Source organism: Streptomyces sp. NPDC059456 (genome assembly GCF_042750055.1).
In the GTDB taxonomy this organism is placed as follows: Bacteria; Actinomycetota; Actinomycetes; order Streptomycetales; family Streptomycetaceae; genus Streptomyces.
Map to the genome: position 1 here is coordinate 1 of NZ_JBHYVA010000167.1, position 13,567 is coordinate 13,567.

The 13,567-nt window shown below is 72.0% G+C and carries 14 protein-coding genes; 7 read left to right on the plus strand and 7 right to left on the minus strand.

All coding sequences use genetic code 11. The annotated features are described in order from the left end of the window. The first annotated feature begins 223 nt into the window (after window positions 1–223). On the plus strand, window positions 224–997 hold the full coding sequence (locus tag ACFXA3_RS17010; RefSeq protein ID WP_385187502.1) for an HAD hydrolase family protein: 774 nt from the start codon (window positions 224–226) through the stop codon (window positions 995–997). Between the two features lie 215 nt (window positions 998–1,212). Further along, a complete protein-coding gene (locus ACFXA3_RS17015; RefSeq protein WP_385187504.1) occupies window positions 1,213–5,505 on the plus strand; it encodes a molybdopterin-dependent oxidoreductase in 4,293 nt (1,430 codons plus the stop codon). Between the two features lie 57 nt (window positions 5,506–5,562). On the opposite strand, the gene ACFXA3_RS17020 is transcribed toward ACFXA3_RS17015, so the two are convergent. Continuing rightward, window positions 5,563–6,267 (minus strand): M24 family metallopeptidase, encoded by a 705-nt coding sequence (locus tag ACFXA3_RS17020; RefSeq protein WP_385187506.1) that lies wholly within the window; start codon window positions 6,265–6,267, stop codon window positions 5,563–5,565. Window positions 6,268–6,721: 454 nt separating this feature from the next. On the opposite strand from ACFXA3_RS17020, the gene ACFXA3_RS17025 reads away from it, so the two are divergent. Together ACFXA3_RS17025 and ACFXA3_RS17030 are read left to right on the plus strand one after the other, a co-directional pair. Continuing rightward, window positions 6,722–7,402: a hypothetical protein gene (locus ACFXA3_RS17025; protein WP_385187507.1), complete on the plus strand. Its 681-nt coding sequence runs from the start codon at window positions 6,722–6,724 to the stop codon at window positions 7,400–7,402. Next, the gene (locus tag ACFXA3_RS17030; protein WP_385187509.1) at window positions 7,393–7,560 is read left to right on the plus strand and encodes a hypothetical protein; all 168 of its coding nucleotides are present in this window, start codon (window positions 7,393–7,395) and stop codon (window positions 7,558–7,560) included. The genes ACFXA3_RS17025 and ACFXA3_RS17030 overlap by 10 nt, the downstream gene beginning before the upstream one ends. Window positions 7,561–7,737: 177 nt before the next feature. Here ACFXA3_RS17030 and ACFXA3_RS17035 read toward each other — a convergent pair whose 3' ends face one another. From ACFXA3_RS17035 to ACFXA3_RS17060, 6 genes are all read right to left on the minus strand, one after another. Next, window positions 7,738–8,115: a hypothetical protein gene (locus ACFXA3_RS17035; protein WP_385187510.1), complete on the minus strand. Its 378-nt coding sequence runs from the start codon at window positions 8,113–8,115 to the stop codon at window positions 7,738–7,740. A 181-nt stretch (window positions 8,116–8,296) separates the two neighbouring features. Then, window positions 8,297–8,506, minus strand: coding sequence for a hypothetical protein (locus ACFXA3_RS17040; RefSeq protein WP_385187512.1), 210 nt, complete (start codon window positions 8,504–8,506; stop codon window positions 8,297–8,299). Window positions 8,507–8,630: 124 nt separating this feature from the next. Further along, window positions 8,631–8,951, minus strand: a complete 321-nt coding sequence (locus ACFXA3_RS17045) for a hypothetical protein (protein ID WP_385187514.1) — start codon at window positions 8,949–8,951, stop codon at window positions 8,631–8,633. 101 nt (window positions 8,952–9,052) lie between these two features. Then, window positions 9,053–9,529: a DUF1772 domain-containing protein gene (locus ACFXA3_RS17050; RefSeq protein WP_385187516.1), complete on the minus strand. Its 477-nt coding sequence runs from the start codon at window positions 9,527–9,529 to the stop codon at window positions 9,053–9,055. Between the two features lie 5 nt (window positions 9,530–9,534). Further along, the gene (locus tag ACFXA3_RS17055; RefSeq protein ID WP_385187518.1) at window positions 9,535–10,191 is read right to left on the minus strand and encodes a maleylpyruvate isomerase family mycothiol-dependent enzyme; all 657 of its coding nucleotides are present in this window, start codon (window positions 10,189–10,191) and stop codon (window positions 9,535–9,537) included. Between the two features lie 151 nt (window positions 10,192–10,342). Next, complete coding sequence (locus ACFXA3_RS17060; RefSeq protein ID WP_385187520.1) at window positions 10,343–11,002, minus strand: MSMEG_1061 family FMN-dependent PPOX-type flavoprotein; 660 nt, start codon at window positions 11,000–11,002, stop codon at window positions 10,343–10,345. Window positions 11,003–11,170: 168 nt separating this feature from the next. Here ACFXA3_RS17060 and ACFXA3_RS17065 point away from each other — a divergent pair, with 168 nt between their 5' ends. Genes ACFXA3_RS17065 through ACFXA3_RS17075 form a run of 3 tightly spaced genes read left to right on the plus strand, consistent with a single transcriptional unit; the run spans window position 11,171 to window position 13,445 of the window. Further along, entirely contained in the window at window positions 11,171–11,806 is a 636-nt protein-coding gene (locus ACFXA3_RS17065; protein ID WP_385187522.1) for a metal ABC transporter ATP-binding protein, read from the plus strand. Then, a complete protein-coding gene (locus ACFXA3_RS17070; RefSeq protein ID WP_385187524.1) occupies window positions 11,806–12,678 on the plus strand; it encodes a metal ABC transporter permease in 873 nt (290 codons plus the stop codon). The genes ACFXA3_RS17065 and ACFXA3_RS17070 overlap by 1 nt, the downstream gene beginning before the upstream one ends. Beyond that, window positions 12,636–13,445, plus strand: a complete 810-nt coding sequence (locus ACFXA3_RS17075; protein ID WP_385187526.1) for a metal ABC transporter solute-binding protein, Zn/Mn family — start codon at window positions 12,636–12,638, stop codon at window positions 13,443–13,445. Before ACFXA3_RS17070 ends, ACFXA3_RS17075 begins: the two co-directional genes overlap by 43 nt. Window positions 13,446–13,567 lie beyond the last annotated feature (122 nt).

Consider the following 13,567-nt stretch of genomic DNA (forward strand, 5'->3'; position numbering starts at 1 on the left):
CCGGCCACCGGCCACCGGCCACCGGCCACCGGCCACCGGCCACCGGCCACCGGCCACCGGCACGCTACCGCGCGACGCCGCGCGGGCAACCGTGCCGACCGAGAGGCTCGCGGACACCCGCGGGCAAAGTCACCCGGTTCCCCCACCTCCGGCCGGTTTCCGGACACGGCCTTGCCGCCGGCGCGGATCCCTCCGCCGCCGGCCGGGCGGATACGATCCGATGATGATCAGTCTCAGCGCCCGCACCGCGGTCTTCGACATCGACGGCACGCTCTGCTTTGACGGGCGAACGATCGACGACCGCATCCTCGCAGCACTCGTCGCGTGTGAACGCGTCGGCCATCGCCTGGTTTTCGCGTCCGCCCGGCCTGTTCGAGACCTCCTGCCCGTACTCGACGGTGCCTTCTCCTCCGCCACGTTGATCGGTGGAAACGGGAGCCTCGTCTCGATCGACGGTCAGGTCCGGGCCCGCGCCGCGTTTGATCCCGACACGCTCGGAGCGCTGATGGAGGCAGTCGAGCGGTACCAGGCGACCTATCTTGCGGACGGTCCCTGGGACTACGCCTACACCGGACCTTCGGACCACCCGATCCGGAGCCGTGTCGACCAGGGCAACCTCGCGTGCCGGGTGGCTCTGGCAGAGCTTCCGGAAGTCGTGAAGTTCCTGGTCGTCGGTGCATCGGACATGGCAGCACTCGCCGAGGCCGGGCGTGGGCTCGGAGTGACGGCAAACCACCACCTCGACGAGTCGATCATCGACTTCGCGCCTGGTTCGACGACCAAGTGGGAAGCACTGACGTCGCTGGGGATCGGTGAGTACGTGGCGTTCGGCAACGACGTCAATGACCTCGAACTGCTGCGGAACGCGGAGCGGGCGGTGCGCGTCGGCGCCTACCCCGGTCTGGACGACGTCGCCCACGTCACCGTCCCGGCCGACCCGGAGGCAGTGGCGGCCGAGATCGCCCTGCTGGCCCGGGCGGATCCGGCCATCGCCTAGCCGCCGCGGTCCGTACCGGCACCGGGCCGCGCCCTTGCCGCTCACATCGTGGCAGGGAGTGGTGTGCGGGTCGGTTTACACAGTGCGACCGCAGGGCGTGATCGCTTGGTAATGCGCTCTTCCTACGGTCGTCGAGGTGGGGACACCCCACTCCCGTCGCAGCTCACCCGGCATGCGGAGGGCGAGGACTGGGACCCTGGGGGGAGGGAGCCGCGGTGACGAAGACGCCAGGCTCGGATACGGGGAGCGTCCGGACGGTCTGCTCGTACTGCGGCGTCGGCTGCGGCATCGTGCTCGGCATCGGCCGGGATCCTGTCACCGGCCGACGCACCGTGCAGAAGGCCTCCGGGGACAAGAACCACCCGACGAACTTCGGGCGGCTCTGCACGAAGGGCTCGACCAGCGCCGACATGATGGCCGCCGCAGGCAGGGCGACCAAGGCGCTGGTCCGCTCCGAGCGCGGCGCCGAGCCCAGGGAAGCGGACGTGGACGCGGCGATCACGGCGGTCGCCGGCCGCCTGCGCGCCATCCTCGACGAGCACGGCCCCGACGCCCTGTCCTTCTACGTCTCCGGACAGATGTCGCTCGAGGCGCAGTACCTGGCCAACAAGCTCGCGAAGGGCTTCGTACGGACCAGCCGGATCGAGTCCAACTCCCGTCTGTGCATGGCCAGTGCCGGCTCCGGCTACAAGCTGTCGCTGGGCGCGGACGGTCCGCCCGGCTCCTACCAGGACTTCGACCGGGCCGACGCCTTCTTCGTCATCGGCGCGAACATGGCCGACTGCCATCCGATCCTGTTCCTGCGGATGATGGACCGGGTGAAGTCGGCCGGCGCGAAGCTCATCGTCGTCGACCCGCGCCGCACCGCCACCGCCGACAAGGCGGACCTGTTCCTGCAGGTCAAGCCGGGAACCGACCTGGCGCTGCTCAACGGTCTGCTGCACCTGTTGGTGGAGGACGGGCACACCGACGAGGCGTTCGTCGCCGAGTTCACCGACGGCTGGGAGGACATGCCCGCCTTCCTGGCGGACTACCCGCCGGCGAAGGTCGCGGAGATCACCGGGATACCGGAGGCGGACATCCGGCAGGCCGCCCGATGGATCGGCGAGGCGGGCGAGTGGATGAGCTGCTGGACGATGGGGCTCAACCAGTCCACGCACGGGACGTGGAACACCAACGCGCTGGTCAACCTGCACCTCGCCACCGGGGCGATCTGCCGCCCCGGCTCCGGACCGTTCTCGCTGACCGGGCAGCCCAACGCGATGGGCGGCCGCGAGATGGGGTACATGGGCCCGGGCCTGCCGGGCCAGCGCTCGGTTCTGGTGGCCGAGGAGCGCGCGTTCATCGAAGACCTGTGGGGCATCGGATCCGGCACCCTGCGCACCGAGGTGGGACGCGGGACCGTGGAGATGTTCGAGCAGATGGCCGCCGGGGACATCAAGGCGTGCTGGATCATCTGCACCAACCCGGTCGCCTCGGTCGCCAACCGCAAGTCGGTCATCGCCGGTCTGGAGGCGGCGGAGCTCGTCATCACGCAGGACGTGTTCGCGGAGACCGAGACGAACGCCTACGCCGACGTCGTACTGCCCGCCACCCTGTGGGCGGAGTCCGACGGCGTCATGATCAACTCGGAGCGGAACCTCACCCTCGTCCAGGGCGTCGTCGACCCGCCCGGCCAGGCACTGCCCGACTGGCAGCTGATCGCCCGCGTCGCCTGCGAGATGGGCTTCGCCGAGGCCTTCGGCTACGCGAGCGCCGAGGACGTCTTCGAAGAGCTCAAGCAGGCCTGGAACCCGAAGACCGGCTGGGACCTGCGCGGCGTCAGCTACCGGCGCCTGCGCGAGGCCCCGGTGCAGTGGCCGGCCCCGGCCGAGGACGGCGCCGACCGCAACCCGATCCGCTACCTCAACGACGGCGTCAGCCAGACCCTCCTGGAACGCGCGGACGGGACCCGCCCCCGGCTGGCGTTCCCCACCGCCACCGGCCGCGCCCGGTTCTTCGCACGCCCCCACCTGCCGGCTTCCGAACTCCCCGACGACGACTACCCGTTCGTCCTCAACACCGGCCGCCTGCAACACCAGTGGCACACCCTCACCAAGACCGGCAAGGTCGCCAAGCTCAACAAGCTCAACCCCGGCCCGTTCGTCGAACTGCACCCCGACGACGCCGCCGCCATGAACGCCCGGGACGGGGACCACATCGAGGTCGCCTCCCGCCGCGGCCGCGCCGTCCTGCCCGCCGTCGTCACCGACCGCGTACGCCCGGGAAACTGCTTCGCGCCGTTCCACTGGAACGACCTGTTCGGGGAGTACCTCAGCCTCAACGCCGTCACCAACGACGCCGTCGACCCGGTCTCCTTCCAACCGGAGTTCAAGGCCTGCGCCGTGGCACTGCGCGTCGTCGCGGCCCCGGAACCCGAGGACTCCGCCGGCGCGCCGGCCGCCGCGGCCACCGCCCCGCCCCTCCCGACGCAGGAGCCGCACGGGCCGGCCGCCACGCCGCACACCGCAGCCACGGCCGTGACCGCCCTCACCACCCTCTTCGGCCTGACCGACCTCACCGGACCGGTACTGGAGGAGCCGGAGCGCAGGTATCTGTCCGGCTACCTGTCCGGCGTCGCCCTCGCACCGCCCGGCGGCGTCCCGGTGCTGCCCGCCACCGCGCCCTTCACCCCTGCGACGGCGTTGTGGGTGGACGGCGTGCTGGCCGGCATGTTCTCCCGTACGGCCATACCCGTCCCCGCCGCTCCCGCGCTCGCACCGCCCTCCCCCGCAACCGCCCCCGCCGGCCGTGCCGTCGGCGGCGCCCCCGAAGCGGTCCCGACCCGTCCGCTGGTCGTGCTGTGGGCCTCGCAGACCGGCAACGCCGAGGAGTTCGCCGCCACCGTGACCGCCCGCCTCGCCGAGACCGGCCACACCCCGACGCTGCTCGCCATGGCCGACGCCACCCCTGCGCAGCTCACCGCCGGTACCGACCTGCTGATCGTCACCAGCACCTTCGGCGACGGCGAAAGCCCCGACAACGGCGCAGGCTTCTGGCAGGAGCTCACCGCACCCGACGCCGCCCGGCTGGACGGCCTGCGCTATGCGGTACTGGCCTTCGGCGACTCCGGCTACGACGACTTCTGCGGCCACGGCCGCCGCCTGGACGAACGCCTCGCAGAGCTCGGAGCCACCCGCCTGCATCCGCGTACCGACTGCGAACCCGACTACGAGGAAGCCGCCGGGCAGTGGCTCGACCAGGTGACCGGCGCTCTGGTCACGGCGCCCGATCCGCAGCCCGCGACCGCCCCGACGCCCTCGGCGGTCACCGCCGCGGGTGCACCGACACTTCCTGCGGCAGAGCCCGTCACCGTACCCCCCGCCCCCCGTCCCGGCGCGTCCGGCGGCTACTCCAAGACGTCACCCTTCGCGACGCTCCTGGTCGGGAACCGGCTGCTCAGCCTGCCCGGATCACAGAAGGAGGTACGGCAGTTCGCCTTCGACACGCGCGGCGGCGAACTCGCCTACGAGGCCGGAGACGCCCTCGGCGTGTGGCCGGCCAACGGCCGCGGACTCGTCACCGAATGGCTCGCCCTCACCGGGCTCGACCCCGACGAGCAGGTCCTCCTCCCCGACGGTGGCGACCTCCCCCTCGGCGAGGCCCTGCGGACCCGGTTCGACATCGCCCGCATCACCCCGGACCTGCTCAAGTTCGTCAGCGCCCGCACCGGGGACAGGGACCTCCAGCGGCTGCTGCGCCCCGACAACAAGGGCGAGCTGGCCAAGTGGAGCTGGGGCCGGCAGGCCGCCGACGTCATCGGCGCCTTCCCCGTCCGGGCCTCCGCCGCCGAGTGGGCGACGGTCCTCAAGCGTCTCCAGCCACGCCTGTACTCCATCTCCTCCAGCCCGCTCGCGCACCCGGGCGAGGTCCGCCTGACGGTGTCCGTTGTCCGCTACGCCAACGACCTGGGCCGGGACCGCAAGGGCGTCTGCTCCACCTACCTGGCGGACTGCGCCGACGACGGCCCCGTCCAGGTCTTCGTCCAGCGCTCGCCGCACTTCCGCCCTCCCTCCGGCTCCGCCACACCCATGATCATGGTCGGCCCGGGTACCGGCGTCGCACCGTTCATCGGGTTCCTGGAAGACCGTCTGGCCAACGGACACACCGGCCCCAACTGGCTGTTCTTCGGCGAGCAGCGCCAGGCCACCGACTTCTACTACCGGCAGGACCTGGAGGGTTTCCTCGCCTCCGGCCACCTGGACCGCCTCGACGTCGCCTTCTCCCGCGACCAGCGCAACAAGGTCTACGTCCAGGACCGGATGCGCGAGCACGGCCCGCGGTTGTGGCGATGGCTCCGGGACGGCGCCCACTTCTACGTCTGCGGCGACGCCGGCCGCATGGCCAAGGACGTGGACCGGGCCCTGCACGACATCGTCACCGCGCACGGTGGCATGGACGCGGAATCGGCCGCCGCCTACATACGGCAGATGGCCGGTGACAAGCGCTACGTCCGTGACGTCTACTGACCGGGCCGCCCGCACCACGGACGACGGGCAGGCCACGGCTTGCGCCTGGGCTTGCTCCTACGCCAGGTCGAGGAGCTGTTCGTAGAAGCCGCCGAAGCCCCGCTGCTCGTCGACGAGGTGGATCTCCAGGATCCAGTGGCAGTGCCTGCCGGCCCGGTCGGTGCGGCGCAGCGGGGTGTCGTTGTCCGGGGTGACGTACGACTCGGACTTCGCTCCGTCGATGGTCTCGTGGGGGAACTCCCCCACGAGGTGGCCCGCGTGCCAGCCGCCCAGGGTCCAGCCTGCCGCGGCGGCGAGTCGTTCGACTTCCGCGTGCAGCTGTCGTCCGGTGATCTCCGGGTCGCCGTGGAAGGCGTCACGGCCGGCGGCGAAGACCTTCTCGAGGTCCTCGCGCAGGCGGTGCTTGGCCGGGTCCTCGCCGAAGACGAAGGTGCGGCCGAAGTCCGCCTCGTACTCCTCGAAGATCGGACCGAAGTCGGCGAAGGCGATGTCGTCCTCGCCGATGATCCGGTCCGGCGGGTTCTCCTTGTACGGGAACAGCGTGTGCGGACCCGAGCGGACGATCCGCTTGTGCCAGTGCTTCGTCGTCCCGAACATCTCGTTCGCGAGGTCCCTGATCCGATCGCTGACCTCCCGCTCGCCCGCTCCCGGGGCGACCAGGCCCCGGGCCTCGACCTCGGCGAAGAGGTGCTCGGCCTTGTGCTGGGCCTCGACGAGACCTCGGACGCGCAGCTGCTCGTCCGTGCGGTCGGGTTCTCCCATGGTGCTTGTCCCTCTTCTCTCTCAGGCGTCTCTCTCGGGGGATCGCGCGCACGATGACGGGCGACCCCGGAGAACTTCCGGTCGGCCGTCTCCGGCGCTGCCGTCCCGGGTGCGCGTGTTCATGGGCACCGCCCCTCTCCGGCATCTTGCATCCGCAAGTTCAGCCTCGTACCTGGCACATGCTTGTCACATCGGCGGGATGGGACACGGATGCGATTGCCCTGGAGGCGGCCCGTGACCGCCTCTTGGCCGCAGGTCCAGGCCAGGCAAGGACGGATTCCCTCCACTTCGGGCGATGCCGCCCGAACGACCCGGAATCGGACACTCTGCGCACGGTTCGAGCCATGGCTCGTTTCAGAACCGGCATCGCACCACAAGTCGCTTACGTTCGTTGGCAGTTGCCGCCGCACCGGGCGCACCAGGCACCCGCGACTCGCGGCACTAGGAGCTGTCCATGCGCATGACCTCCTCGCTGGCCACAGCGGGAATCGCGCTCGGCCTCGTCGGCGCCCTCGCCACCGGAGCAACGGCATCCGCGCCCGCCCCGTCCGCACACGCCCAGGCCGCCACCTCCCCGGCGGGCGCCACCGCCGAGCCGACCACCGGCAAGGTCGTGTACTTCGGGTACGACGGCGCCGGGACCACCTACCAGTCGCGCACCCTGGACCTGTCGGACCCCAAGGCCAAGGACCCCGCGAACTACCTCCCGAAGGAGCTCGTCGACTCCGCCCGTGCCACCGAAGCCGCCAAGACGGGCAAGACGGCGACGGCCCGGCCCGGCGCGGCCGGGGCGCTGCTGTGCACGCTGTACGTCGGCGGCCTGCGCGACTGGAACCTGGGCGACCTCCAGGGCACCACCAACCAGGACTGTTCCGGATCGTTCCGCGTCCAGCACACCAACGGCCAGTTCGCCTGGAACAACGGCGGATGGTCCCGGATAACCGGCTCGGTCGTCGGCCCCGAGACGTCCGGCCAGCACAACGACACCATCTTCATGGTGTGGTGCAACCACCCTGCAGGGTACGGTCGGAAGTCCTACCGGCTCGAAGCCCGCGGCTACGCCACGGCCTCGGACGGAACGCCCGTCAAGGGCTACCTGCAGTACGGAGGTTCCAGCACGTGGACATGCCTGTAGAACTCCCGCGCAACTCGTTCGGCTACAGCCCTGAGACGGGGCCGGTCAACGCCACCACGACCGCTCCGGACGACACGGACGGGCCGGTGGTCCTGGCCCGTGCGGCGGCCAGGGCCGCGGACCCGGACCTGGACCCGGACATCCCGACCCGACCCTAGAGCAGCAGTCGGGGCCCCCGCGCCGGCACCGAACGCGGGGGCCCGGCGGGGAACAGCGCCCGCCGGGGGGGGGCGGCGCCGCCGCGCGCCCCCCCGCGCCCCCCCCCACCCCCCCCGCCCCCCCGCCCCCGCCCCCCCCCCCCCCCCCCCCGCCCCCCCCCCCCCCCCCCCGGCCGTTCACGGCGCAGGCAGGCGGCGGGCGGTGAGCCTGCCGTCGGGGGTGAGAGTGAAGACGGTGGGCTCCATCATGCTCGTCGCACTGACCGTCTTCCCGTACGCATGCAGCGTGAGGTCCTCGGCCTTGCCGAAGTGGATGTCGGCCTCGGCCGCATCACCCCACCTGTTGACGCGCACGTGCGTCGACCAGCCCTCGATCCCCCCGTCGGTCCAGGGGCCCCAGCTGCGCTCGGGCAGGAGCCCGGGGGCGCGGCCCTCCCGGACGCCGACCACGGCCCCGGCCGACAACACCACCACGCAGACGGCGGCCAGGACCCCGGCGGCGCGGGATGCGCGGGCAGGAGTACGAGGGCGGGTACGAGGGAACACGAGCGGCACGGCGGTTCTCCTGTCGGACAGCCGGTGGAAACCGCCGGGAGGCGGCCTTCACCCGGGGAGAGGCGGACCACGGCGGAGGCGTTCCCTCCACCGCCTCCGCTTCTCTGCCGGAACGGGGCCACCGGCAGATCCGCCGTGGGGGCGGCAGCCCCGCGTGCCCCGCAGAGGCCTCGGCCGGGGCTCATGCTCCGAAGATGCGCAGCACGCGTGGGGCGTTGGGCAGGTCTTCGGGGACGGTGGCGGTGCCGGTCAGGGGCATCAGGTGCCCGTTGGCGCAATCGCCGGGCTGCTGATGGTCGATCTCCCAGTCCCAGCCGGCCGCAACCGCGAGGGAACTCGTGGCGTAGAGCGGCTGGCGGCAGGAGCGACACCAGTAGAACGACCTGCCCATCACACCACCGTCCTGACGTCCGGACTCGACGCACATGTCGCGGCTGCGGGCGGCAGGCCCCGACCGGGCCGGCTGGAGCCCTCCGGGCGACCCGACCCCGGACCCAAGAAACGGAATTCATCATTCACGTTGGCTGAAACGATCCGGCAGCCTCCACGTCACCCCTCCGGGACGACGTTGCGCGCAACGTGCTGTCCAGCCGGGTGCGCAGGTGCACGAGGGCGTCGAAATCCGCCACCTGTGTGAACCGGTTCAGCAGCCGGCCGATCAGTGCGTCGTCGCCGGCTCGAACTGCCCGGACGATCGCCTCCACCGTCTCCCGTACCGTCGGGGTCAGTCCTGCGGCAGCGGCTGCGCCGGGACCGGAGCCGGCCCGGGCGGCCGCGGACAGCAGCGTCACCTCGTCACGCACGATTCCGGCCACGGTTGCGTACTGTCGGATCATGGCCTGATCCTGTGCTGTCCCGAGGCCGGCCAAACTCGCGAACTCCGGGGAGCGTGTTCGCGACCGTCCCCGGCTCGCACCATGCGTGGGCACCGGCCCCGTCACCCGCCACGTTCGCCGGATGACCGCCGGAGCGTGAGGGTGATGAGCAGCGCGAAGCCGAGGACGGCGGTGGCGGTGCGGGCGTCGTTGAAGAGTTCCCAGCGGCGCAGGACCTCCGCGTGGTCGGGCGGCGGCGCACCGGCGGCCCACTCCTTGATACGGCCGTTGATCGGGACGTTCCCGAACCGCGTGATCAGGAAGGAGGACACCGTCAGGAGCCCCGCCGCGCCGGTCAGGACCCGTACCCGGCCGCGTACCGCGGTGGCCAGGGCCAGGGTGCTGAGGGCCGAGACCGCCATCGTGGCCTGCATGGTGATGCCGTTCGTCTTCATCAGCTCGGCATGGAAGTCGAGCCGCATCCCGATCGGCACGGCGTTGAACGTCGGGACCAGGTTGGCGGCGCCGTAGCCGAAGGCACCGGCCAGCAGGCCGGTGGAGAAGAGGGCGAGCGCCCGGAGGACTCGGACACGTCGCACTGCGGTCACCGGCCGGTGAAGCGGCCGGCCGCGTTGCCGTGAAGACGGCCGGGCGGCGGACGGCGGCCGAAGGCGAGCAGGAGGAGGTCCTGGGCGGCTCCGTGCACCGCATCCGCGCCGGACCCGTAGGACCAGTCCATGTCCTGCGCGCAGAGCCGTACGCCGGTCAGGTCGACGCCGAAGAACTTCAGGCCTCGGGGGCGGATCGATGCGAGCAGGATGCGCAGCCGGTCCTCGGGGACGCGCCGGTCGAGCCCGAGGGCGGTCGTGACGTCCAGGCCGTGGACCACGTCGTGGCCGAGGGCTGCCGGGAGCCCGCCGACCGGCGGGGTCCACGGGTGGTGGGCGTGGTCGCGGAGGAAGGCGCTGAGTTCGGCGGTGGAGTGGGCGGCCGCGTCCCGGCGGGCGACCCGGTCGGTCATGCGGTGGAGGTTGCCGCGCGCCTTGAGGAGTTCCCCCAGGGTGGCGGGGAGGGAGAGCCGGAAGCCCATGGACTGGTGGGCGACGACCTCGCGTACGGTCCAGCCCGCGCACAGGCTGGGGGCCTGCCAGTCGTCGGCCGTCAGGGCGTCGAGGAGATCGGCCAGCTCGCGGCGTTCGGCGGCGATGGCGGCCTTGAGGACCGCCTGCCCGTCTGCAGTGGATTCCGTCGCGTTTCGCATGTGATCAAGCCTGCAAGTGGCCGGTCCGGATGGCCAATAGACAGTTCTGCTGCCGGCCAGCATCAACGGTTATGCAGCCCGTTGTTCAGGAGGGGGCGGGGACGGCGGGCAGGCCGGCCCGCTCGCGCCGGCGGGCAGGCCGGTCGGCCCGTCACTCGTAGCGGTACTTCAGCGAATCCGCCTCCGCCTGCTCGATGTCGGCGATCGTCAGCTCCGGCATCCGCAGCTGGGCCAGCGTCACCTCGGCCGAGGTCGGCTGGGCGTCCGCCGGCAGCCACTGCTCCGGTTTCCAGGCCGCACTGCGCAGGAGCGACTTGGGACAGTGCGGGTAGACCTCCTCGATCCCCAGCACCAGCGCACTGGCCGGCGGCTTGCCCACGGCGGTCAGCTGGGACAGCAGCTCCGGGCGGGTGGAAATGCAGGCCCGGCCGTTCACCCTGAGCGTCGTGGTGCGTCCCGGGATGACGAACAGCAGCCCGGCCCGTCCGGTGGCGACGACGTTCTGCAGGGTGTCCAGGCGCTTGTTGCCCGTCGCGTCCGGTATCGCCACCGTCCGTGAGTCCAAGACGGCGACGAACCCTGCGGGGCCGCCGCGCGGGGAGACGTCACAGTTGCCCTCGGAGTCCGCGCTGGCGACCAGGACCAGTGATGAGCAGCCGATCAACCGGCGCGTCTGTGCGGTGAGTTCGGTCATCTGCTTGCGCACGGCCGCGTCTCTGGGGAGCGCGTAGGCCCGGCGCAACGCCTCCTGGTCGGGCACGGCGTCCAGGAGGAGCGAGTCGAAGGCACTGCCGGCAAAGGATGTCGTCATGCCCCCGACCCTAAGGGGCGGGCCTGCGAACGATCTCGGCGGAGCAGGCCCCCACCGATCGCCGGCCCGCGGGAACTCGGGGCGTCCGCCGTCCGACTACCGGGGTGTGGGCGACGGTTGGGCATCCTCTCGCGCCCCTGTCACCAGGTGAGGATCGAGGTGGGTGTGATGGGCGGGCTGGATGTTCACATGCGTCAGGTGGCCTGCCGGCACGGCCGGGTCGTGGCGGTCGCCGATGTGGATCTGGAGATCGCGGCCGGTGAGCGCGTGGCGCTGACCGGAACGAACGGGTCGGGCAAGACCACGCTCCTGCGTGCCGTGCTGGGACTTCACCGGCAGGTGTCCGGGTCGATCACCGTCGGCGGACGCGGTACCGGCTCCCCCGCGGAGTGGGCGTGGCGGCGCCGGTCGTGTGCCTGGATCCCGCAGAAGCCCGCGGCGGGACGGTTTCCGCTGCTCGGCTCCGAGCTGCTGGCCAGCAGTACCGCTCCCGTGGACGCCGCCGAGGCGGCGGACCGGCTCGGCGTCGCGGAACTGACCGGGCGGCCCCTGCACACCCTGTCCGGCGGCCAGTTGCAGCGCATGTACCTGGCCCGGGCGATCGGCTGCGTCGCGGCCGGAGCGCAGGTGATGCTGGCGGACGAGCCGACCGCCGCCCTCGACTTCGACGGGCAGGAGGAGGCTGCGGACGTGCTGACGTCGCTGCCGGTGACGCTGGTCGTGGTGACGCACGACCGGACCCTGGCGGAGCGCTGTGACCGCGTGCTGGAGATGGCCGCGGGCCGGCTGCGGGAGGTCCGGTGATGCCGGTGACCCTCGCCACCGCCGACCTCGGCGTGCTGCTGCAGCTCGTCCCCGTGCAACGCGCCGGGGTCGCCCTGCTGCTCGCGGCGGTCGGGCTGCCGGTCATCGGGGTGGTCATCGTCGGGCTCGACATCATGCCGGTGCGGTTCGCGATGATGCACGTCGCCTTGCTCGGGATCGCCGTCGGCCTGCTGACCGGACTCGATCCCATGCTGTGCGCCCTCGTCGCGTGTGCCCTGGCCGGTGCGGGCGTCGCCCCGCTCGCCCGGACCCCGGACGGCCTGTCCGGGGCGATGGGCCTGCTGATGAGCCTGGCGATCGCCGCGGCGCTGCTGCTCCTCGCGGTGACCGGGGTGAACGCCTCCGGCGCGTTCGCCCTGCTCTGGGGGTCGATCCTGTCGGTCGCGACACCGGACCTGCTCGTCCTCGGCGTCCTGGCCGTCGCCGTACCGGGCCTGTTCTGGTGGCGGCGCCGCGACATCGGCCTCCTGCTCTACGACCGTGAGCTCGCCCAGTGCTCGGGCGTACCGGTGCGGGCACTGACCGCCGCCCTCCTCGTCCTGGTGGCGATCGCCGTCGCCGGGGCGATCAAGCTGACCGGTGCGCTCCTGGTCGACGCCCTGACCCTGCTGCCCGCACTCGCGGCCCGCCGCCTGGGCAGCTCCCTGAAGTCGATCACGCTGTGGGCCATCGGCATCGGCGTCATCGTCAACCTGACGGGGTTCCTTCTTGCCCTGTGGCTGGACTGGCCACCGGGCCCGGTCCTCGTCCTGACGGCGGGGGCCCTCGTCCTCGCCGTGCATTTCATACCCGAACGGAGAATCAGCTCATGGCGCGCACCCGCGTCCGTATCCCTGCCCTCGTCGCACTGAGCGCGGCGCTCCTGCTGACCGCGGCGTGCGGCAACGGCACCGCTTCCGACCCCGCACCGGCCAAGGGCGGCAGCGAGGCGAAGAAGGACAAGCCCGTGGTGGTCGTGACCACCAGCTGGGAGGGCGCTTTCGCCAAGGCCGCCGGTGCCGAGGACGTGAAGGTCATCGTCCCGCAGTCCGTGCACCACGCCCCCGACTACGATCCGAAGCCCTCGGACCTCGCCGCCGTCGCCAAGGCCGACTTCGTGCTCTACGCGCCGTTCGAGCCGTACGCCGCGAAGATCAAGGAGGCCGCCGGCTCGAAGGCGAAGCTGGTCGAGGTCAACCTCGACAACGACCCCGACAAGGTGAAGGCCGAGGTCGACAAGCTGGGTGCCCTCTTCGGCACGGCGGACGCCGCCACGCAGTGGAAGACCGGCTTCGACACCGAGTACGCCAAGCTGAACAAGGACGTCCAGGCGGCCTGGCCGGGTGGCAAGAGCCCCGCCGTCGTCACCCAGGTCTTCACCGCCTGGGCCGCGAAGCTGGCGGGCGCGAGCCCGGTGGGCACGTACGGGCCCGAGGCCGTCACCCCGGCGCAGCTCGCGGAGCTGTCCGCGAAGAAGCCGGCGTTCGTCCTGGACAACGTCCACATGTCCACCGGTACGGTGCTGCCCGACTCCGGGGCCCGGCAGGTCGAGATCGTCAACTACCCCGGCGAGGACCTCGACCTGCTGCCGGTCTACCGCAACGCGGCGGCCGAGCTGAGGAAGGCCATGGCGTCCTGATCCGGGCGGCGCGCAGCGCGCCGTGGAGCGGGGGGCCCGGGCGCGGCGTGGGGGCCGGGGCCCCCCGGGATCCCGCCGGGGGGGGCGGGGGCCGGGGCGCGGGGGGGGGGGCGGGGCGGGCG

What these genes read in the sequence shown, in the direction of transcription:
- ACFXA3_RS17010 (WP_385187502.1), top strand. Translation starts at nt 224, where the DNA reads ATGATCAGTCTCAGCGCCCGCACCGCGGTCTTCGACATCGACGGCACG.
- ACFXA3_RS17020 (WP_385187506.1), bottom strand. Translation starts at nt 6,267, where the DNA reads ATGGGAGAACCCGACCGCACGGACGAGCAGCTGCGCGTCCGAGGTCTC.
- ACFXA3_RS17025 (WP_385187507.1), top strand. Translation starts at nt 6,722, where the DNA reads ATGCGCATGACCTCCTCGCTGGCCACAGCGGGAATCGCGCTCGGCCTC.
- ACFXA3_RS17030 (WP_385187509.1), top strand. Translation starts at nt 7,393, where the DNA reads ATGCCTGTAGAACTCCCGCGCAACTCGTTCGGCTACAGCCCTGAGACG.
- ACFXA3_RS17040 (WP_385187512.1), bottom strand. Translation starts at nt 8,506, where the DNA reads ATGGGCAGGTCGTTCTACTGGTGTCGCTCCTGCCGCCAGCCGCTCTAC.
- ACFXA3_RS17045 (WP_385187514.1), bottom strand. Translation starts at nt 8,951, where the DNA reads ATGATCCGACAGTACGCAACCGTGGCCGGAATCGTGCGTGACGAGGTG.
- ACFXA3_RS17055 (WP_385187518.1), bottom strand. Translation starts at nt 10,191, where the DNA reads ATGCGAAACGCGACGGAATCCACTGCAGACGGGCAGGCGGTCCTCAAG.
- ACFXA3_RS17060 (WP_385187520.1), bottom strand. Translation starts at nt 11,002, where the DNA reads ATGACGACATCCTTTGCCGGCAGTGCCTTCGACTCGCTCCTCCTGGAC.
- ACFXA3_RS17065 (WP_385187522.1), top strand. Translation starts at nt 11,171, where the DNA reads ATGGGCGGGCTGGATGTTCACATGCGTCAGGTGGCCTGCCGGCACGGC.
- ACFXA3_RS17070 (WP_385187524.1), top strand. Translation starts at nt 11,806, where the DNA reads ATGCCGGTGACCCTCGCCACCGCCGACCTCGGCGTGCTGCTGCAGCTC.
- ACFXA3_RS17075 (WP_385187526.1), top strand. Translation starts at nt 12,636, where the DNA reads ATGGCGCGCACCCGCGTCCGTATCCCTGCCCTCGTCGCACTGAGCGCG.